The sequence below is a fragment of the Aeromonas molluscorum genome (assembly GCF_051376105.1).
GTDB classification, from domain to species: Bacteria; Pseudomonadota; Gammaproteobacteria; order Enterobacterales; family Aeromonadaceae; genus Aeromonas; species Aeromonas molluscorum.
This window is the reverse complement of sequence record NZ_JBPQCY010000002.1, coordinates 1032501-1051024: the sequence shown is the minus strand read 5'-3', so window position 1 is coordinate 1051024 and position 18524 is coordinate 1032501. Positions and strand designations below refer to the sequence as shown.

The 18524-nt window shown below is 60.0% G+C and carries 17 protein-coding genes; 9 read left to right on the top strand and 8 right to left on the bottom strand.

The annotated features are described in order from the left end of the window. Nucleotides 1-57 precede the first annotated feature (57 nt). The 3 genes from mepK to ACSMDR_RS15495 all read right to left on the bottom strand — a co-directional run bounded on the left by mepK (nt 58) and on the right by ACSMDR_RS15495 (nt 3074). Nucleotides 58-603: a peptidoglycan L,D-endopeptidase MepK gene (gene mepK / locus ACSMDR_RS15505; RefSeq protein ID WP_005892151.1), complete on the bottom strand. Its 546-nt coding sequence runs from the start codon at nt 601-603 to the stop codon at nt 58-60. 132 nt (nt 604-735) lie between these two features. Further along, nucleotides 736-2220, bottom strand: a complete 1485-nt coding sequence (locus ACSMDR_RS15500) for a L,D-transpeptidase family protein (protein ID WP_436468823.1) — start codon at nt 2218-2220, stop codon at nt 736-738. Between the two features lie 86 nt (nt 2221-2306). Continuing rightward, on the bottom strand, nt 2307-3074 hold the full coding sequence (locus tag ACSMDR_RS15495; protein WP_436468822.1) for a substrate-binding periplasmic protein: 768 nt from the start codon (nt 3072-3074) through the stop codon (nt 2307-2309). A gap of 326 nt (nt 3075-3400) precedes the next feature. Between ACSMDR_RS15495 and ACSMDR_RS15490 the strand changes: the two genes are divergently transcribed. The 5 genes from ACSMDR_RS15490 (at nt 3401) to ACSMDR_RS15470 (ending at nt 8855) form a co-directional block, all read left to right on the top strand. After that, nucleotides 3401-3952: a hypothetical protein gene (locus ACSMDR_RS15490; RefSeq protein WP_436468821.1), complete on the top strand. Its 552-nt coding sequence runs from the start codon at nt 3401-3403 to the stop codon at nt 3950-3952. Between the two features lie 41 nt (nt 3953-3993). Continuing rightward, nucleotides 3994-5052: a glycosyltransferase family 2 protein gene (locus tag ACSMDR_RS15485; RefSeq protein ID WP_436468820.1), complete on the top strand. Its 1059-nt coding sequence runs from the start codon at nt 3994-3996 to the stop codon at nt 5050-5052. Then, nucleotides 5049-5420 (top strand): GtrA family protein, encoded by a 372-nt coding sequence (locus ACSMDR_RS15480; RefSeq protein WP_436468819.1) that lies wholly within the window; start codon nt 5049-5051, stop codon nt 5418-5420. The genes ACSMDR_RS15485 and ACSMDR_RS15480 overlap by 4 nt, the downstream gene beginning before the upstream one ends. Continuing rightward, nucleotides 5420-6577, top strand: a complete 1158-nt coding sequence (locus ACSMDR_RS15475; protein WP_436468818.1) for a hypothetical protein — start codon at nt 5420-5422, stop codon at nt 6575-6577. The genes ACSMDR_RS15480 and ACSMDR_RS15475 overlap by 1 nt, the downstream gene beginning before the upstream one ends. Before the next feature lie 190 nt (nt 6578-6767). After that, nucleotides 6768-8855: an alpha-amylase gene (locus ACSMDR_RS15470; protein ID WP_436468817.1), complete on the top strand. Its 2088-nt coding sequence runs from the start codon at nt 6768-6770 to the stop codon at nt 8853-8855. 150 nt (nt 8856-9005) lie between these two features. Here the strand turns inward: ACSMDR_RS15470 and ACSMDR_RS15465 are convergent, their stop codons facing one another. Next, the gene (locus ACSMDR_RS15465; protein WP_436468816.1) at nt 9006-9635 is read right to left on the bottom strand and encodes a glutathione S-transferase N-terminal domain-containing protein; all 630 of its coding nucleotides are present in this window, start codon (nt 9633-9635) and stop codon (nt 9006-9008) included. 192 nt (nt 9636-9827) lie between these two features. On the opposite strand from ACSMDR_RS15465, the gene ACSMDR_RS15460 reads away from it, so the two are divergent. The 3 genes from ACSMDR_RS15460 (at nt 9828) to ACSMDR_RS15450 (ending at nt 12147) form a co-directional block, all read left to right on the top strand. Further along, nucleotides 9828-10472 carry a response regulator gene (locus tag ACSMDR_RS15460; protein ID WP_005892126.1) on the top strand — a complete coding sequence of 215 codons (645 nt, stop codon included), beginning with the start codon at nt 9828-9830 and terminating at the stop codon, nt 10470-10472. 107 nt (nt 10473-10579) lie between these two features. Then, a complete protein-coding gene (locus ACSMDR_RS15455; RefSeq protein ID WP_436468815.1) occupies nt 10580-11167 on the top strand; it encodes a TetR/AcrR family transcriptional regulator in 588 nt (195 codons plus the stop codon). A 128-nt stretch (nt 11168-11295) separates the two neighbouring features. Continuing rightward, complete coding sequence (locus ACSMDR_RS15450; protein WP_436468814.1) at nt 11296-12147, top strand: alpha/beta fold hydrolase; 852 nt, start codon at nt 11296-11298, stop codon at nt 12145-12147. A gap of 69 nt (nt 12148-12216) precedes the next feature. Here ACSMDR_RS15450 and ACSMDR_RS15445 read toward each other — a convergent pair whose 3' ends face one another. Genes ACSMDR_RS15445 through ACSMDR_RS15435 form a run of 3 tightly spaced genes read right to left on the bottom strand, consistent with a single transcriptional unit; the run spans nt 12217 to nt 15014 of the window. Beyond that, nucleotides 12217-13923, bottom strand: coding sequence for an ArnT family glycosyltransferase (locus ACSMDR_RS15445; protein ID WP_436468813.1), 1707 nt, complete (start codon nt 13921-13923; stop codon nt 12217-12219). A gap of 15 nt (nt 13924-13938) precedes the next feature. Beyond that, nucleotides 13939-14268 (bottom strand): lipid-A-disaccharide synthase N-terminal domain-containing protein, encoded by a 330-nt coding sequence (locus ACSMDR_RS15440; protein ID WP_005892118.1) that lies wholly within the window; start codon nt 14266-14268, stop codon nt 13939-13941. 2 nt (nt 14269-14270) lie between these two features. After that, nucleotides 14271-15014 (bottom strand): glycosyltransferase family 2 protein, encoded by a 744-nt coding sequence (locus ACSMDR_RS15435; RefSeq protein ID WP_436468812.1) that lies wholly within the window; start codon nt 15012-15014, stop codon nt 14271-14273. Nucleotides 15015-15304: 290 nt separating this feature from the next. On the opposite strand from ACSMDR_RS15435, the gene ACSMDR_RS15430 reads away from it, so the two are divergent. After that, entirely contained in the window at nt 15305-16474 is a 1170-nt protein-coding gene (locus ACSMDR_RS15430; protein WP_436468811.1) for a patatin-like phospholipase family protein, read from the top strand. A 96-nt stretch (nt 16475-16570) separates the two neighbouring features. Here the strand turns inward: ACSMDR_RS15430 and ACSMDR_RS15425 are convergent, their stop codons facing one another. Beyond that, complete coding sequence (locus tag ACSMDR_RS15425) at nt 16571-18523, bottom strand: monovalent cation:proton antiporter family protein (RefSeq protein WP_436468810.1); 1953 nt, start codon at nt 18521-18523, stop codon at nt 16571-16573. Nucleotide 18524: the final 1 nt, after the last annotated feature.

The following is an 18524-nucleotide window of genomic DNA, read 5'->3' as shown; positions in this document are numbered from 1 at the left end:
AGGCATCAAGCCTAGCAGCTTCCCCTTGCCCCTGTCAGCCAATGAGACCAACTGGGTCTACCAGCTGCGCACTGGACCCGTATCCAGGTGAACGAAATTGTCGCGGGGGTAATACCCCACGCCACCCACGTTCAATTGCAGCGCCGCTTTGCGCAACTGAGCAAGCTGCACCCCCGGCAGCCGCACATCGACCGCCTGGCCAAGTACATGATAGCTGTGCTTCGCCACGCCCTTGCTGCGCCTGTGCTTGGCATTATTGGTGGCCGGAGAGCGGTAACCCGAGATGAGCTGGATCTCGCCCTGATGGCCGAGACGCTGTTGCAGCAGATAGAGCTGATCAAACAGCTTGCGGTCTATGTTGAACACCTCATCGCGCCTGTAGTCGCGCAGCAGATGGTTAAGTTCGGCCAGACCGTCCGGCAGATAACGCCCCTTCTCCCAGTAACTGGCCTTGACCCGCTCACCGGTGTTGAGGTTGAAAAAACTCAAATCGCGACTGTTGGTGCTGCGGCTCGCCTGGGCGGGAAAGGAGAGCAGGCTGGCCCCCATCACACAGCCAGCCCCCAGTAGCAGGCGGCGTCGGCTTATCTCTTTGTCGAGCATGTCGGCTCCGTCTGAGTGTGAATAAATTTAAGACAACCGCTCGAACTTAACCGCCGCCTTCCTTTCATGTCAAACCTTAATCCGCCAACAAAAAGCCCGGCCTGAGCCGGGCTTGCTAGATTGTGCACGGGATCACAAGGCACGGCTCTGATAGCTGACCCGATCAAATCCATAGATATCGTTGCGCAGTTGCTGACGACCCTGCTCGTCGAGCCAGCTGCTCCAGTAAACGGTAAATACCGGCGTTGGCGTACTGAGCGGTAGCCACTTGGTCTTCTCTTCCTTGAGCAGGCTGGCGACCTTGTCTGGCTGATAGCGGGAATCGGCAAGCAGCAACTCGGCCAGATCATCGGCATGTTCAACCCGGATGCAGCCCGAACTGAAGGCCCGGGCCCCCTGTTCAAACAGCCCCTTGCGCGGAGTCGAATGCAGATAGATGGCATCGTTGTTGGGCAGGTAAAACTTGTAGCGACCCAGCGCATTGTGATCGCCAGGTTTTTGCCGCAGGCGGTAGGGGAAGCCTTGAGCCAGGGCCTGGTGCCACTGCTCCTCGGTGAGATACTGTGGATTGCCGGCACTGTCGGTCACCTCGAACTGCTCGCGGGACAAGTAGCTGGGATCGCGACTCATTTTCGGCAATATGTCTTTGTTCAAGATGGATCTGGGCACATGCCAGGCCGGATTGATCACCACGGATCGGATCTCGCTGGCCAGGATAGGGGTTTCCCGCTCTTCCTTGCCGACGATGACCCGGCTGGTGAATACCTCGCCGCCCCCCTGAACCACACTCAAGCGATAATCGGGAATGTTGACCAGCACATAACGACTGCCGACCAATTGATCCACCAGATCCCGGCGCCAGAGATTGCGCAGCAGCAAACTGGCACGAACCACAGGGCCGGTATTGAGCCAGGCCAGGGTACGGCGACCTATGATGCCGTCGGCAGTCAGACCGTGCCGCTGCTGGAACAGCTTGATGGCCTGTTCGGTCTCGGCATCATAAGCCTGATCCTGATGGGCGGGTGCCGCATCGCCGAGTTCATTGAGCATGGCGCGGATCTGGCCCAGTTCCGCGGAGGTATCGCCGCTGCGCAGGGTCGGCATGGCCAGGGTTGGCCAGGTCGTGGCCATGGGCAGCGCCAGCAGCTTGTGCACCTTGGCTCGCACTGCCTCATACTCGGCTACCTGCGGTCGCAGCGCCCGCACCTGATCGAACAGGTCGCCGCGATTTTCCACCGGATCCGACGACTGGGAGAGATCCAGCTTCTGGGTCTTCAGTTGCTCGCGAGAGACCAGGTCCATGGCGCGCCACTGCTGCTGGAAACGGGCCAGCTTGCCGAAAGCCTCATCATAGAAAGGCCCCCGTCCCTGTTCGGGCATGGCATTGAGCCGTTGCCACAAACGCTGAAATTCAGGATGCAACTGGGCCAGTGCAGCCTCTTGCAACTGATGTTCCAACTCCTCTCTTGCCTGTTCGGTTCTGCTATCCCTGTACCATTCATGGGTGCCTATCGCAGTACTCACCACCACGGGGGTCTCGGTGGCCTGTGCCTGCCCCAGCGGCAAACAGCCCAGCCACATCAGGTTTGCCAATGCCAGCCAATACTTCTTTCCCATGTGAACCTCAACTAGATCCGAACATTGCCATCCAAGTCAGAGCGACCCTCTCAGTGGCCCATGATGCGACAATAACTACAAACTGACTAGGGTGTCTGTGTGTAGCGTTGCCAAATACGCCCATACTGCCCGGACTGGCGCAGCTGCGCCAAGGCAAGATTAACCTGCGTCACCAGGGCTGGTGAGACGCTTCGCTTACTGAACATGAAGAAGGTGGGCAGGCGAGCGACCGGTTGCTCTGCCATCACCACCTTCTGCCCAAGCCCGGCATCAATGAGCCCCTGATGGGTTGCCAGCCTATCCCCGAGAAACCCATCGATACGCCCCAGCAGCAATTTGTGATAATTCTGGCTCTCTCTGGGTACTGCGCTCACCTGATGGGAGTGGCGAGCAAGCAAGGTGATCAGCTCATCCCCATAGAAATAGCCGCGGGTTACCCCCAATCGCTGGCCCTGCCCCAGCCAACTGGCAAGGCTGTTCCCCTGCCCCTGAGTCCCGATATCCTTTATTAGCCAGAGCCCGGTTTCCCCGGGGTTGTAGGCATCGGAAAAGATCCCGTAGACGGCCCGTTCTTCATTGATGAACGCCTCCATGGCGATGTCTATTTCGCCAAGCTTCACCCCCTGGAGCACCCGCTTCCAGGGCCGTTCGACATAGGTCAGCTGGCAGGGGATCTGGGCCATCACGGCCTCCAGCACTTCGATGGTAAAGCCCCGCATTCGGCCACCATCATCACGACTGTGATAGGGGGGCCATTGATCGTAACCAACCCGTAGCGGGTGCGGGCAGAGGGTCGCCGCCCACAGGGCTGGCGAGAGCAACAACGCAATCAAAGGGAGTAGCAAACGGGTCATGGGCCATCCTTGCGCACAGAGTCGCGCCATCATAAGGGGATATGTGGGGCAAGGCGACCATCTCAGCCAAAAAATTGGTGTCAATTGATGACGCACTGGATCCTGCCCAGCCGGGACCTGATCACCCTCTTCAAAACCCGCTGAGCGGTTCCGGGCAAGGGACAGCGCAAAATCATGCCACGGCACAGGGTGCCGGACATGGATGGTGATGAGGAGTTACAGGGGTTAATATATGAACAAATATTTTTTTGTGATCCACTATGCTTTTTTTGCAATTGGATTAGCATATGCGCGAGTTAGCCTCCCCCTAGGGCGTAGAGAGTAATATGACATACAAAAAGTTCGGTTTTATCGCAGCCATCCTCGCCTTGAGCGGCTTTTATCTCTACACCCTCTATCTGGCTGCCCACCCCAATGTGAGCCTGGCCTATCGCCTTTATTACCTGGAAGGCAAGACCCGTTTCTGGGAGCACAACTCCAGCATGACCTATCGCATGGGCAACGAGCTCAACCTGACCAAGCCGAGCCGCTTCCTCTCCAGCGAGGGCTGGTCCAAAAAGCCAAGCGAACAAGGTACCCAGCTAAAGGGTCAGGGCGGTCTCTATTTCTTGCTGCCCAAACAGGCTAAACCGTCAACTGACCAGAGTGATCTCACCGTGCAGGCTCGCATCAACAGCCCGCAAGCCGGTGCCCTGCTCAAAGTGGCCATGGGTCATGACTTCGTCACCACCATCAAGCTGGCCAAGGCGGGCTTGAACGAGATCAACTTCCAGCTGCCCGGTGAGGCGCTGAGCCAGGATCCCAAACAGCTCAACTTCCTGGCTCTCTCGACCGTGACCCCGCTCAATGTCGAATCGGTGCGACTGAGCACCGAGTAACAGCCTCCTCTTTCATGCCCCTTTCCTACAAGGACAGCCCCATGTCGCAAGCCAATTTCCGACTCTCTCTGGTCGTGCCCGTTTATAACGAGGAAGAGAGCATTGATGCCTTTATTGCCGCGATAGACTCAGAGCTTCATGCCATCAAGGAGCATCTTGAGATCGTCTTCGTCAACGACGGCAGTCGCGATCGAACTCGTGAAGTCGTCGAGCAGGCCATCGCCCGTGATCCCCGGGTCACCTTGGTGAATCTGGCGCGCAACTTCGGCAAAGAGGCCGCCATGACCGCAGGCCTGCACCATGCCCGTGGCGATGCCATGGTTCCCATGGATGTGGATCTGCAAGACCCCCCCGCCCTCATCCTGGAGTTCGTCAAGCTGTGGCAAACCGGCGACTATGACACTGTCTATGGCATCAGGGTCGACCGCAGCGCCGATACGCCGATGAAGCGCATCACCGCCGGCGGTTTCTACCGCTTCTTCAACGCCCTCTCCAGCGGCACCAAGCTGCCGGAGAACGCCGGTGACTTCCGATTGATCGATCGTCGGGTCGTCGAAGCCATCAAGCAGCTGCCAGAACGCACCCGCTTCATGAAGGGGCTGTTCGCCTGGGCCGGTTTCCGTGCCGTAGGCGTGCCTTACGAGCGCCCCGCCCGCCATGCCGGTGAGACCAAATTCAATTACTGGAAGCTGTGGAACTTCGCCCTTGATGGCGTGATGAGTTTCTCCAGCTGGCCGCTGCGGGTGTGGAGCTATGTCGGGGTCGGCGTTTCCTTCGTTGCCTTCCTCTACATCCTCAAGATAGTGACTCAAGTGCTCTTCTTCGGCATAGACGTGCCCGGTTACGCCTCGCTGATGTCGGTGGTGCTCTTCCTTGGCGGCATCCAGTTGCTCTCCCTTGGCATCATTGGCGAATACATTGGTCGCATGTTCGTGGAAGTGAAACAGCGTCCTATCTACCTGATTGAAGGGGTCTACGGCCAATATGCCGCCCTGGAGGCGAGCAAGACGCCCGCCCCCAAGGCCAAGAGCCGAGCCAAGACCAGCAAGCCTGAGCAGGCTGACGCAGCAAAAGCCGGCCAGGAACAGGATCCTGCATGATCTCCCGCGATGAATTCTGGCGGTTAGTGCGCTTCGGCTTCGTCGGTGGTGGCGCCACGCTAGTAGATCTGGGCAGCTCCTTTGCCCTGTTCCACAGCTGGCCCGGCATCAATGAGCATGTGGTCACCACACTCGCGTTCTCGGTGGCCTTCTGGTTCTCCTTCTTCGGTCATAGGTACATCACCTTCCAGAAGCAGGGAGCCGTCGGCAAGTTCCTGCTGGTTGCGCTCTTCTCGTTAGTAGTGCGCAACCTGATCCTGAGCGGCCTGCTGTTTGCGGGGCTCTCCGGTCTGCTGCCGGTGGTCATCGCCACCTTGACGGTCACCATACTGACCTATGTCCTCTCCCGTATCTGGGTATTCGCTTGATGAATGACGTGACCAATCTCACACCGCCAGCCGCGGTGCCCTATCGTCCCTCCCTGCGCATCAGTGGCCATGACTGGCTGCTGATCTTTGCAGCCTTTGCCCTGAGTCGCATCGCCTTGTATGGCATGGGTTACTTCGGCGTCCAGCTCTACGGCAGCCCCATAGGCCCCTTCCAGGCTTACTGTCAGTTCGACTGCGTCTGGTTCCAGCGCATCATAGAGAACGGTTACGATCTCTATCCACGCTGGCTCAGCAAAGGCAATGCAGCCAACTGGGCCTTCATGCCCCTCTACCCCATGTTGGCCGGTGGCATCTCCAGCCTGCTCGAGGTCGAGAGCCTGTTTGGCCTGATGCTGGTCGCCAACCTCGCTTTTTTCGCCAGCCTGCCACTGATGCTGCTGGTGCTGCGTCAACTCAAGCTCGGGGATGAAACGGCCCGCTTCGGGGTCTGGCTGCTCGCCTTCTCTCCCTTCTCGGCCTATTTCGTATCCGGCTATACCGAGCCCATGTTCATGGCGCTCATGCTTGGCATGTTCCTGTTCGCCTACCGGGAGCAGTGGATGATGGTGGCCGTACTGGGGATACTCATCTCCAGCACCCGCAACCTGGGGGTCATGATGGTGTTCCCCGTGCTGATCCTGGCAGTGCAGGCCTATGGCATCCGCGAGTTCCTGCGCTTTAGCGAGCGGACCCTCAAGGTGATACTCACCCTCTGGCTAATCCCCTTCGGCCTGTTCGCTTACATGGTCTACCTCTACCATCTGATGGGGGATGCCTTGGCATTCAAGCACATTCAGGTTGCATGGGGTCGCCACATGGACAGCCCACTGGACTGGTGGATGAGCGGCTTCGAACTCGGTGGCCGCAAGGCCTACCTCTCCATCATGGTGATGTTCGGCTGGGCCCTGAACGGCTATCTGTTCTACAAGAAGCGCTGGGCCGAGGCGACCCTGATGTTCATCTGCTGCACCATACCGCTGATGACAGGGCTCAATGCCATGCCGCGCTACATGTTTGGCCTCTATCCGACCCTCCTGGCGATCATCTTGCTGACTCATCGCTGGCCCGCCATCCGACCGGCGGTGCTCTGTCTGTCCGGCATGGTGGCGTCTTTCATCGCGGTGGCCTTCGTCAACTTCAAGTTCTTCACCGTCTAAATCGCTCATGACCAGAGCAATATGCCGACCCTGAGGTCGGCATATTGCTATCTGGCGCCCCTCCGACCAGGCCGCCCCCCTTGAAAGCGTTGCCATTTGAACCGAGTTCACAGATCCCGGTTGCCGTTTACCACTCCCTCCTGACGCCCCTTAGAATGAGTCATCCCACTGCTAGACAAAGGAATGGTTCATGCGTCTCCCCCCTCTGTTGCTCGCCCTGCTGGCCCTGCCCGCCTGGGCGGCCCCCGACCTGCACCTCTATGTGGATGGCAAGGCAGTGCCCGCCACTCTCAGCATGACCGGGGGCGTGCAGCAGTTGACCCATCATCTGGCCAAGGGCAGCCACCAGATCCGCATCAGCGACACCGGCAACAGTTGTGGCACCAGCTTTGGTCCGGACGAGGCGCAACCACTGCCGTTTGGTACGGCGCAGCCCATGGACACCTGCGCCGGGAGTAACAGCTTCGCTCTCAAGGTGATGCTGGCGGGGGATTATCAGTTCAGCTTCGACCCTCAGACCCCCAGCCTGAAAGTGCTGCGCGCCACCAAGACGAGTACCTTTAAACGTCATCCCCCCGAACAAGCCTGCCTTGCCTGGGATGGCGGCCCTGTTACCGTCTCGTTGCAAGGGGTCTGGCCAGATGGTACCCGGCTGCGGGATGCCTATTCCCGGCAAGAGGCCGTGGTCAGTCAGGGCAAGCTGACCCTGACGCCCAGCAAGGATAGCGGAGGCCTGCTGCTGCTCGAACCTGCCACGCCCCCTGAACCCGCCCCCTTCGACTGGGATCAGGCCAATGTCTATTTTCTGCTGACCGATCGCTTTGCCAACGGCGATCCCGGCAACGATCACAGCTTTGGCCGCCAGAAAGATGGCCAGGATGAAGTAGCCACCTGGCATGGGGGAGATTTCAAGGGGCTGACCGCCAAGCTGGACTACATCAAGGCACTCGGCATCAATGCCATCTGGATAACGCCCATGGTGGAACAGGTGCACGGCTTCATCGGCGGCGGTGAGCAGGGCAAGTTCCCCTTCTATGGCTATCACGGCTACTGGGCGCTCGACTTCACTAAAATCGACCCGAACTATGGCGATGAAGAGAGCCTCAAGAAACTGGTGGACGAAGCCCACCAACGTGGCATGCGTATCATCCTGGATGTAGTGATGAACCACGCCGGTTATGCCACCCTGGCCGACTTGCAGGATCTTGGACTGACGACGCTGGCTCAACATACCGACAAGTTGCCGAGCAGATGGAGCGAGTGGCGCCCGAGTAGCGAGCAGAACTGGCACGACTACAACCAGTTCATCGACTATCAGTCACCAGCGTGGAACAAGTGGTGGGGCCCAGACTGGGTGCGGGCGGGTCTGCCAGGCTACCCCCAGCCCGGCAACGACGATGTCACGGGCACGGTCGCCGGACTACCGGACTTCCTGACCGGGTCCACCAAGCAGGTGGGGCTGCCCCCTCTGCTCGCCGCCAAGCAGGATACCCGGGCCAAGGGGCTCCCTAATGCAAGCGTCAGCGATTACCTCATCGCCTGGCACACCGACTGGGTACGCCGTTTTGGTATTGACGGCTTTCGGGCCGACACCGTCAAACATTTGGAACCCGAGGTATGGCTAAAGCTCAAACAGGCGGGCAGTGCGGCCCTCAAGGAGTGGAAGGCGAACAACCCGACCAAGAAGCTCGATGATCTGCCTTTCTACATGGTGGGCGAGGTGTGGGATCAGGGGGTCAGCAAGGATTTCTGGTACCAGAATGGCTTCGATGCGCTGATCAATTTCGATTACCAGCGTGAGGCTGCCCTGCCCCAGGCCCAGTGCCTGGCCAGCGCCGAGCCAACTTACGCCAGCTATGCCAGTCGCCTCAATCAGGACTCGGACTTCAATGTGCTGAGTTATATCAGCTCCCACGATACCAAGTTGTTCTTCGGGGACTATCAGGATGTGGCGCTGCAACGACGGGTCGCCAGCAGCTTCCTGCTGCTGCCCGGCGCCGTCCAGATCTACTACGGTGACGAGTCGGGCCGAGGGCTGGCCAAGGATGGTGGCGTCTTCGATCAGGGGGTCCGTTCAGACATGAACTGGCAGGAGCTGGCCAGCGGTGACAAGGCCGAACTGGTCAAACATTGGCAGCGACTCGGCCAATTCCGCGCCCGGCATCCGGCCATCGCCGCCGGCAGCCATCGCCAGCTATCCGATGTGCCCTACAGCTTCTTGCGGGAAAAAGGGGCCGACAAGGTGGTGGTGGTGTTCGCCGGACGCGAGCAACCCTAAGAGCCAGCCTGATCATCACTGACTCGCACCGACCACGGTCAAGAGTACAGGCAGGTGGAAAAATCCACGAGGGGAGCCCAGGCTCCCCTCGTTCATGCCAACCATCTGATGACAAATACCTGAGCTGGCGCCCGATTCAATCACGCAAGTTTAACCCTGCGACTTGGCGGCCAGAGCAGGCCAATCCTTGCCGGCTCGCGCCAGGGTCTCCTGCCACAAAGGCCAGGCCAGCAGATGTTGCTGATAAGCCCCCGCGGCCCCCGGCAAGGCAATGCCGTAGTTGAACAGACGCTGGGCCATGACGGCGTAGAAGGCATCAAGTATACCCGGAGCGCCGAAGTAGAAGCTGGCGCCAGCCTGGGCCCAGATCACCTGCAATCTGGCCAGTTCGGACAAGGCTTCCAGAGGCGGCTCCTGTTTGCGGGGCGCCCCCAGAAAATAGGGCAAGCGACTGCGGATCTGGCCAAAGCCGGAATGCAGCTCGGCGCACAGGCTGCGCGCCAGGGCACGCCGGGCAGGATCCGCCGGATAGAGCCCCCGATCCGGACAGAGCTCATGCAGATATTCGGCGATGGCCAGGGAGTCATGCACCCGCACCCCATCATGCACCAGCCAGGGCACCAAGCCTGCCGGGGCCTGCTGTTTGAGCCTGTGCAGGGCCGCTGCATCCTTGAGTCCGAATGCCTGCTCGCGCCATTTGAACCCTGTCAGCCCGAGTACCAGCGCCGCCCGCATCGCCCAGGTCGAGCCCGTGCCGACCGTCAATACCATCTCATCCATCTTGCTCTCCTGCATCGCCAAGGTTCCGGGCCACCCAATCACAGGCGACGAGTTGCTGGCTGCTTGTTATTGCCTACTGATAGACATAGCAATTCATCCCGGCTGACCGTCACATTTGTCGGTCTGCGTGTTTGACCACCATGGGGGGCGATGCTAGTTTGATGTTCCAAAACAAATAGTTAACATCGAGCCATGGACAGCCAATTTACCATCGTCATCGCGGATGACCACCCCCTGTTTCGGGGCGCCCTCTATCAAGCCGTGCACATGGCTATCAGCGATGCCCAATTGCTGGAGGCCGACTCCATCGACAGTCTGGCTCATCTGCTGCGGGATCACCCCGAAGTAGACCTGTTGCTGCTCGATCTCAAGATGCCGGGAGCCAATGGCTTCGAGGGGTTGGTACATCTGCGCGGTCAGTATCCCGACCTGCCTATTGTTGTCGTATCGGCCTCGGAAGAGGCCTCCGTCGTACAGCAGGTACTGCGGCTCGGAGCCTTGGGGTTCATCCCTAAATCCTCCTCGATGAAGCAGTTGGTGACGGCGCTCAATGCGGTCATCGCCGGTGATACCTGGCTGCCAGAGGGGGTTTCGCTCAGGCCAGAGAGTGAAGATGAGTCCAGCCTGGCCAGCAAGCTGGCCAGCCTCACCCCCCAGCAATACAAGGTGCTGGTGATGCTGCGCGATGGCAGCCTCAACAAGCAGATAGCCTGGGAGCTCAATGTCTCAGAGGCGACCATCAAGGCGCATATCACCGCCATCTTCCGCAAGCTCGACGTCAAGAATCGCACCCAGGCGGTGATTGCCCTGCAGCAGCTGGATATCAAGGATAACTGAGCGGCGTCTTCTCACTGCCGGATCGTGACTTGTCTGCTGTGCAACTGTGGCTCGCAAAAAGTACGATCGTCCTATATGCTGTCACGGGATCGACACCGAGGTGATGGATGAGCAAAGGCCGACTGACCCGTGAGACTATTTTGCAGCAAGGTTTCGAGCAGGCGAGCCTGCAGGGGCTGGAGAGTCTTACCATCGGCTCCCTCGCCAGCCGGTGCGAGATGTCCAAGAGCGGCCTGTTCGCCCACTTCCAGTCCCGGGACAATTTGCAGATAGCCGTGCTCGAATATGCAGGCCAGGTGTTTCGGGATCGTGTGATCCAGCCGGTCCGCCAGCAGGCACATCCCAATCAGCAAGCCAAGTTGCGCGCCCTGCTCGAGGCCTGGCTTGCCTGGAACCAGAGCTTCGCCGGACGCTGCATGTTTCTCGATGCCTGGACCTCGGCCGAGGAGGGTGAGGTACAGCAAGCCGCCCGCCAGCTGGTACGCTTCTGGCTCGACTATCTGGCCCGCCAGATTGCCGCAGGCCAGGCCAGGGGTGAATGGCGCGCCGAGATGGATCCCTGGCGCGCCGTCTATCGGCTCTATGGCCTCTATCTGGGGGATCTGGTGTTCGGAGCCCTGGCCCTGAGCGAGAACCCCGAGCAGCATTTCTGGCCCGAGGCAGAGGCGCTGTTGATCAGTTGGCGGCCAGACTGATCGCGCTGATGCCCTTCATCGATTCAGTGTTTTCAGCATCTTTTTTTTAAAACCGATTAAAAAGCACGACCGTACTCAAAATAACAAAACAGCCGCTTCACACCGGCGCACCACAGGAGTGACCGCCCATGAGCAGCAAGATCTACTTCAATACCCGCCGTTTCAGCCCAAGCAAGTGGCTGCTCGGTCTCGGCACCCGCTTGCATCACGGCCTGGCCCCCGCCCACGCCAAACGCACCGCCAGCAAGCTATTGCTGACTCCAAGTCGTGTCCAGCGCGACACAGATCTCCCCGCAGGTCTGGTGCGCCAGGCCGTGCACACCAGCGAGGGGCAGCTGATGAGCTATCGCCTCGGTCAGGGGCCGGTCTGGCTGCTGATGCATGGCTGGTCCGGCAGCGCCAGCCAGCTCTACCCTCTGATGGAACAAGTTGCGGCCCGGGGATTCACCGCCATCGCCTACGATCACCCCGCCCACGGCCACAGCGAGGGGAAAACCGGCCATCTGCCCCGCTTCGTGCGCGCCCTGGACGAAGTGATCGAACGGTTTGGGCCCATCGCCGGTGTCATGGCCCACAGCATGGGAGGTGCAGTGGCCCTCTCCAGCCGTCACCCTCGCCTGCAGACCTGCCCCCTGTTGCTGGTCGCCCCTGTCATCGACTATGTGCCCCAGCTCTACGCCATGGTGGCGCGATCCGGTTATTCGATGCGGCTGTTCGATGCAGTGGTCAAAGAGATCGAGCAGGAGTATCAACACCCCTTGAGCGAAGTGGATCCTCTGGCAGCCCTGGCCAAACGCAGCGGCCCTGCCCTCATAGTCCACGACGAGCAGGACAGGTTTGCCCCCCATCAGGACTCTCTGCGCGCCAGCCAGAATGGCCGCACCCGGCTCATATCTACCCAAGGTCTGGGTCATGGTCGCATACTGGCGAGCCCGCCCCTGTTTGCCGCCTTCGTCGAGCTCAGCCAATCGGTGAGCTGAGACCCCGGGACCGGAATAATAGAGGGGAGCCGTGGCTCCCCTCTATTATTCCGCGCGGCATGAGTGGGCTCAATAGACCAGCTTGGGTGCATAGAAGAAGGGCTCGATAGTCGGCGTCCCTCCCCGGCACTCGGGACGCAGCGCATCGGCACTGGCCAGCAACCAGTCGGTGCGGTGGCGATAGCCCAGATTCATGGTCTGCTCGGTGTCGAAACAGACACTGATGATGTTGCGCGAGCCCAGCACCCGGCGCCCTGGCATGGCCTCAATCCAGGCGGCAGCTTCCCGCCCCTGCACCCGGTTCTCCTCATGGTAGGAGTAGTGCCAGAGCGGCTGGCGGGCGAACAGCAGATGCTGCTCCTTGAAGCCGACCAGCAGCAGCTGATCTCCCCTGGGCACCTCTTGCGCCGCCTTGACCATGATCTCCTCCGGGGTGCGCACCTCGTTGAGCCGCATCGCTATCTGGGTGGAATAGAGCAGCCAGCCGAAAGCCAATGAGCCGAGGATCGCTAGCAGCGGGGCGCGGCGCAAGGTGCCATTGATCACCAGCAGACCGAGACCCAGGATCAGCAGTGGCAACCAGGGATGTGCCCCAAGCTCGGCCGCCTTGGCGGCCAGCCTGGCATTGAACATCAAGGCCAGGGCACCGCCAATGCCCACCAGGGCGAGCAGCCAGCCCAACCCCTTGAGCAGCCGTGCCGGCCAGACCCGGTCAAGCAGCTGACTCAGCCAGGGCGCCGCCAGCAACGCCAGCACCGGAGTGCCCGGCGTGATGTAGACGCCGCGCTTGCCCGGTGAAAGAGAGAAGAACAACAGCATCAAGAGCAGATAGCCGAGCAGCAGTATCACCCGCCTGTCACCCTCATTGCGAATGGCACGAGTCCAGCAGACCGCGAGCCAGGGCAGCAAGAGCGAGACCGGCAGCCAGAAAGGGGGGATCACCGAGGTGAAGTAGTACCAGAGGGGTTTGACGTGATGCCAGGAGTTGGCATAACGGGTCACCGTCTGGCGCAGCAAGATGTTGTCACGATAAGCCTGCAGCACAACATCCCCACTCGCGGCCACGGTCGCGACCATGGGCAGCAACCAGAGGGCGACGGCCAGCAGCATGGCCAGCGGGCCCAGCAAGCCTTTGAGCCAGGCGGCGCGGCTGGCTTGACGCAATTGATCTCTGTGCGTCCAGATAGCCGGGATAAGCACCAGCACCGCCAGTATGCCGACCCCCTTGGTGATGATGCCAAGGCCGGCGGCGAACCAGCCGAGGTAGTACCAGCGCCAACCGCCGCCCGTGAGCAGGAAACGCAGGAAACCATAGAGCCCCAAGGTAATGAAGAAGCTCACCAAGGCATCTATCTGCGCCGTTTTGGCCTGCAGGGTGAACTGGACGGTAAAGAGCAGCAGCACACCCGCCAGGAACCCCATCTGGGCATTCCACAGGCGGCGCCCGAGATCCCAGGTCAGCAGCAGAGTGCCCAACCCCGCCAGCAGGGAAGGCAGCAAGAAGGCCGCCTTGAGCGAGCCTGTCACTAGATAACCGAGGGCAATGCCCCACATGAACATGGGTGGCTTGTCGGGATAGATCTCGCCACCACGCATGGGAAACAACCAGCGGCCGCTCTCGACCATCTCCTTGGCGACCAGGGCAAAACGAGGCTCGTCGGCGGGCCAGGGGTCGCGCAAGCCGATCCCCGCAGCCAGTATTACCAGCGCCAGCAGCATCAGCCAACCGAGCGTCTGGCGCGGAGATGCCTCCAGTAAAAATCGATCACTTATCATGGCAATCCTTTGTCATCAGTGAGTCGCCCTGTCCCGACGCCAGCCGCGGTGCTTGACGTCCAGATAGAGGCTGTAGAGCGCAGTGAAGGTGGGAAACAGATTCTGCAAGACGCCGACCGAATCTTGCTTGGGAGAAAAGATAAAATAGCTCAGCGTCATCAGGCTGCCGAGTATGCTCATGTACCAGAACAGGCGCGGGATCACCGGCTTGCCTGCCCGCTTGGAAGCGATGAACTGCACCAGCCAGCGCCCGCCAAACATCAAGGCACCCGCATAGCCGATGAGTTTCCAGCCGGTGACATGCAACCCTGTCCACAGCAGCCAGTCAATCTGGGTCTCCAGCATAGTCAATCCAGCAGCTCCCTGACTCGGACTACCTTGGCCCTGCGCAGCAACCAGCAGACGCCGATCACATCCACAAGTCCGACCCAGAGCCGGTTCCAGACCCCGTATTTGGACGTTCCGGCCTGACGTGGCCTGTGGTTGACCGGGTAAGAGGCCATCTTGCCGCCATAAGCCTGGATCAACGCCGGAATATAGCGATGCATGTGGTTGAAGCAAGGCAACGCCAGATAGCGCTCACGCCTGAGGGCCTTGAGACCACAGCCGGTATCGGGGATGCCATCGCGCAGCAAAAGATCACGAAAGCCGTTTGCCAGTCGGGATGAGAGTCGCTTGACCCAATCATCCCGGCGATTGACCCTGTGGCCAATCAAGCCCACCAGCGCAGGATCCGCTTCATTGCGCCCCATCAATTCGCGCAGCATGCCGGGAATATCGGCCGGATCGTTCTGGCCATCACCGTCCAGTATCACCAGCCAGTCGCCACGGCTATGTCGCACCCCGCTCAGTACGGCAAAGCTCTGACCCACTCCTTGCTCATGGCGCAGCACTCTGAGCCGGGGAAAATTTTGCTTTATCCGGGTCAGAATGGCAAAACTGTCATCGGTGCTGCCGTCATCGACATAGATGAGTTCATACTCGAACTGGCTATCCATGGCCTGACGGATCTCGCCGATCAGGGGGGCCAGGTTGTCCCGCTCGTTCTGCGCCGGTATAACGATGGAGACGCTGATTTGCGCTGATTGCATTAATGGGGCCTTTATTGATTTCGCAACACGATTCACATTAACCCACGACAGGGCTGAACTGGGACTGGATTTACTCTGACTTTACACATGGCCTTAACCACTTTTACCAATAATGTTATAGACTTGTAGTCAACTCACTGCCCAGTTTTGCTCACAAAAATGACGCCGATATGACGTCAATCTGCCCCTTGCAGGCGCTGGCAGAGCTCAGTTTTCAAGATAGGATCCGGTCGGCGGCTCTTGTTTTTAGCGCCACAATATAACTCATAAGAGTCCTAGAGACATCTGCTATGGCCAAACCTAATACAGCCCTGCTGTTAACCGGTGGTGGCGCTCGCGCCGCCTACCAAGTTGGCGCCCTCAAAGCCATCGCCGAACTCTATCCTCGCAATCAGGGGATCCCTTTCCCTATCTTGTGCGGTACCTCGGCCGGCGCCCTCAACGCCACCGCCCTCGCTTGCCATGCCTCATGCTTTCATCTGGGAGTGCGTAAACTTGAGTGGGTCTGGCGCCGTTTCGAGACGCGCCACATCTTCGATTTTCACCCGGGGCGTCTGCTCTGGCGTCTGCTCTACGAGGGATCGGCTGGCCTGATCCATCCGGACCCGAATCGCGCCTTCAACCTGTTCGACAATAGTCCACTGCGCAAGCTGCTCGAGCAGCTCATCGACTATCACCGCATCGACGACAATATCCTCTACGGCAGTCTGGAGGCCCTGGCCATCACGGCATCGGATTATGAGAGCGGTCTTAGCACCACTTTCTTTCAAGGGCGCTCCCAGCATCATCCCTGGGAGCGGGAACGCAGGCGTGGCATTCGCACTCTGATCACCTCAGATCATCTGATCGCCTCCAGCGCCCTGCCCTTCATCTTCCCGGCCACCCGCATCGGCGACAAATTCTATGGCGATGGATCCATTCATCAGCTCAGCCCCCTGAGCCCGGCTATCCATCTGGGAGCAGAGCGGATCCTGGCCATTGCCCTGGCGCCGCCTCCCCAACAAAACCAGAGCCAATATCGGGATCGGCTGACCAGCTCCCACATCGCCAGCCGCCTGCTCGATACCGTGTTCACCGACACCCTCAATTCGGATCTGGAGCGCCTGGGCCGCATCAACCTCACCCTGTCACTCATTCCAGAGCGGGACAGAGCAAGACTGAAACTCAAGACTGTGGAAGCCTGCGTGCTCAAACCGAGCCAGGATCTCGACATGCTGGCGCTCCCTTTTCTGGCACAGTTGCCGACCAAAATGCGCCGCTTGCTGCGCGTATTGGGAGTCAGAGGGGATGAAAACAGCAGCCTGGCCAGTTTTCTGATGTTCGTACCCGGCTACTGCCAACAGCTCATCGCCCTCGGCTATCAAGACACCCTGGACGACAGAACCCGGGTGGCTCACTTCCTCGACATCGATAGTCAGGCCAGCGCCCCGCCAGTCACCGCAGCCCAACCAGCCCGATAGCAGCCAGCCAGGCCCTGTTCTTTCTCCGTCTGCGCCGTCTGCTGATTGGCGGCCCTCCAGCCCCCCAACATGCTCCCACCGTCTGCCCGGCCTGCCTCAATGTCCTTCCAGCAACCGCTGTTCCGCCTGCTCTATGGCGGCATTGGTACCAAAGAGCACCAGGGTGTCCCCCACGCCCAACAACAGCTCAGCCCTGGGCTCCAGCACGTCACCCCCACGCTGCACTTCCTTGATGTGTACCGCCTCCAGGGCCAGCTCCTGTACCTTATGGCCTATGGCCCAGGCCTGCTCGCTCAACACCAGCGGGTGCAGTCGCTCTAGGCTCTGATCCCGTTCCAGATCCGGGGCACTCTGCCCTCCCCAATAGAAGCCGTGCAAGAAGGAGTACTGGCTGTTGCGCTCCTGCTCCATGCGCCGGATCACCCGACCTATGGGCACGTCGCAGTGCAGCAAAAGGTGAGACACCAGCATCAGGGTCCCCTCCTGGGATTCGGGTACCACCTCGTGAGCCCCCGCCTGCTTGTACTGCTCTAGCAAGCGATCATCCTGGGTGCGTACCACTATCTTGACCCCTTCTGCCAAGCCGGGGATGAGGGAAAGCATGGCGCCAATTCGCTTGGCATCATCGAAGGTGACAATCACCAGCCGGGCCCGTTGCAGGCCAGCCGCCAGCAGGATCTCCCGTCTGCTGGCATCACCAAACGCCACCTGTTCCCCCGCCAGCTTGGCCTCGTTCACCCGCTCTGGGTCCAGATCCAGTGCCAGGAAGGGGATCCCCTCCAGCTTGAGGAAGCGGGCGCAGGTCTGACCCGCTCGGCCAAAGCCCGCGATGATGACGTGACCACTCTTGCTAAGGCCCGATTGGGCCACTTCTGATTGGGAAAGCAGGGAAGATCGCGTCAACCAGCGCGCCAGCTCCTGGGAACGACCCACCAGCCAAGGGGTAATGGCAATAGAGATGACGCCAATGCCGATCAGCAGGGAGACGATATCCTGGCCGAGCAAGCCATGGTTGAGCGCCAGGGCCAGCAGCACGAAGCCAAACTCGCCAACCTGGCTGAGCATGATGCCCGCCGCCATGGCATCGCGTTTCCGCTCCCCCATCAAGCGCCCGGCCAACAGCACCAGCACTGACTTGAACAGTACCAGCAGCACCACAATCCCGGTCACCTGCCACCAATGGTGTGCCACCTGTTGCCAGTCCATGGCCATGCCGATGGTGATGAAGAAAAGCCCCATCAACACGTCGCGAAACGGCTTGATGTCTACCTCCAACTGGTGACGGTAATGGGACTCACCCAGCATCATTCCCGCCAGGAAAGCCCCTAGCGCCATGGAGAGCCCCATCCACTGGGTGAGAGAAGCTGCGAGCAGAGCCACCAGCAGGGCGCTCAGCACGAAGAGTTCGTCCGAGCGGGCCCGGGCAACCTCATGAAACAAGGAGGGCAACAACCACTTACCCACCGCCAGCAGGCCGAGCAAGGCCAGCAGGCCCTTGATTGAGGCCCAGGCAACGGCAACCAGCAGCGCATCGCCCTGGGCCTCGGGCTCGGCCAGTATGGGGATCATCACCAGCAGCGGCACCACGGCCAAGTCCTGAAACAGCAAGACGCTGACCCCGAGCTGGGCACGGCGGGTGTGAAGCTGCTTTTGCTCCCCAAGCTGCTTGATCACCACCGCGGTCGAAGAGAGGCTGAGGGTCCCCGCCACTACCAGAGCCTGTGGCAAGGTCAAACCCCACCACCAGCCAATCCAGCAAAACAGCGCCGTAGTCAGGATCACCTGCAGGCCACCCACTCCGATTACCAGGCTACGCATGGCGATGAGTTTGGAGAGGGAGAACTCGAGGCCGAGGGAAAACATCAGGAAGACCACCCCAAGCTCCCCCAGAGTGTGCATCATGGCTTGCTCAGTCGCCCACGCCAGACCATGGGGGCCGAGCAGGATGCCTGCGATGAGGTAAGCGAGGATCGCCGGCAGGCCCAAGCGCCGGAAAACCGCCACCAACAACACGGCTGCAAACAGCAGAGTCAAAAATTCCGTATACAAT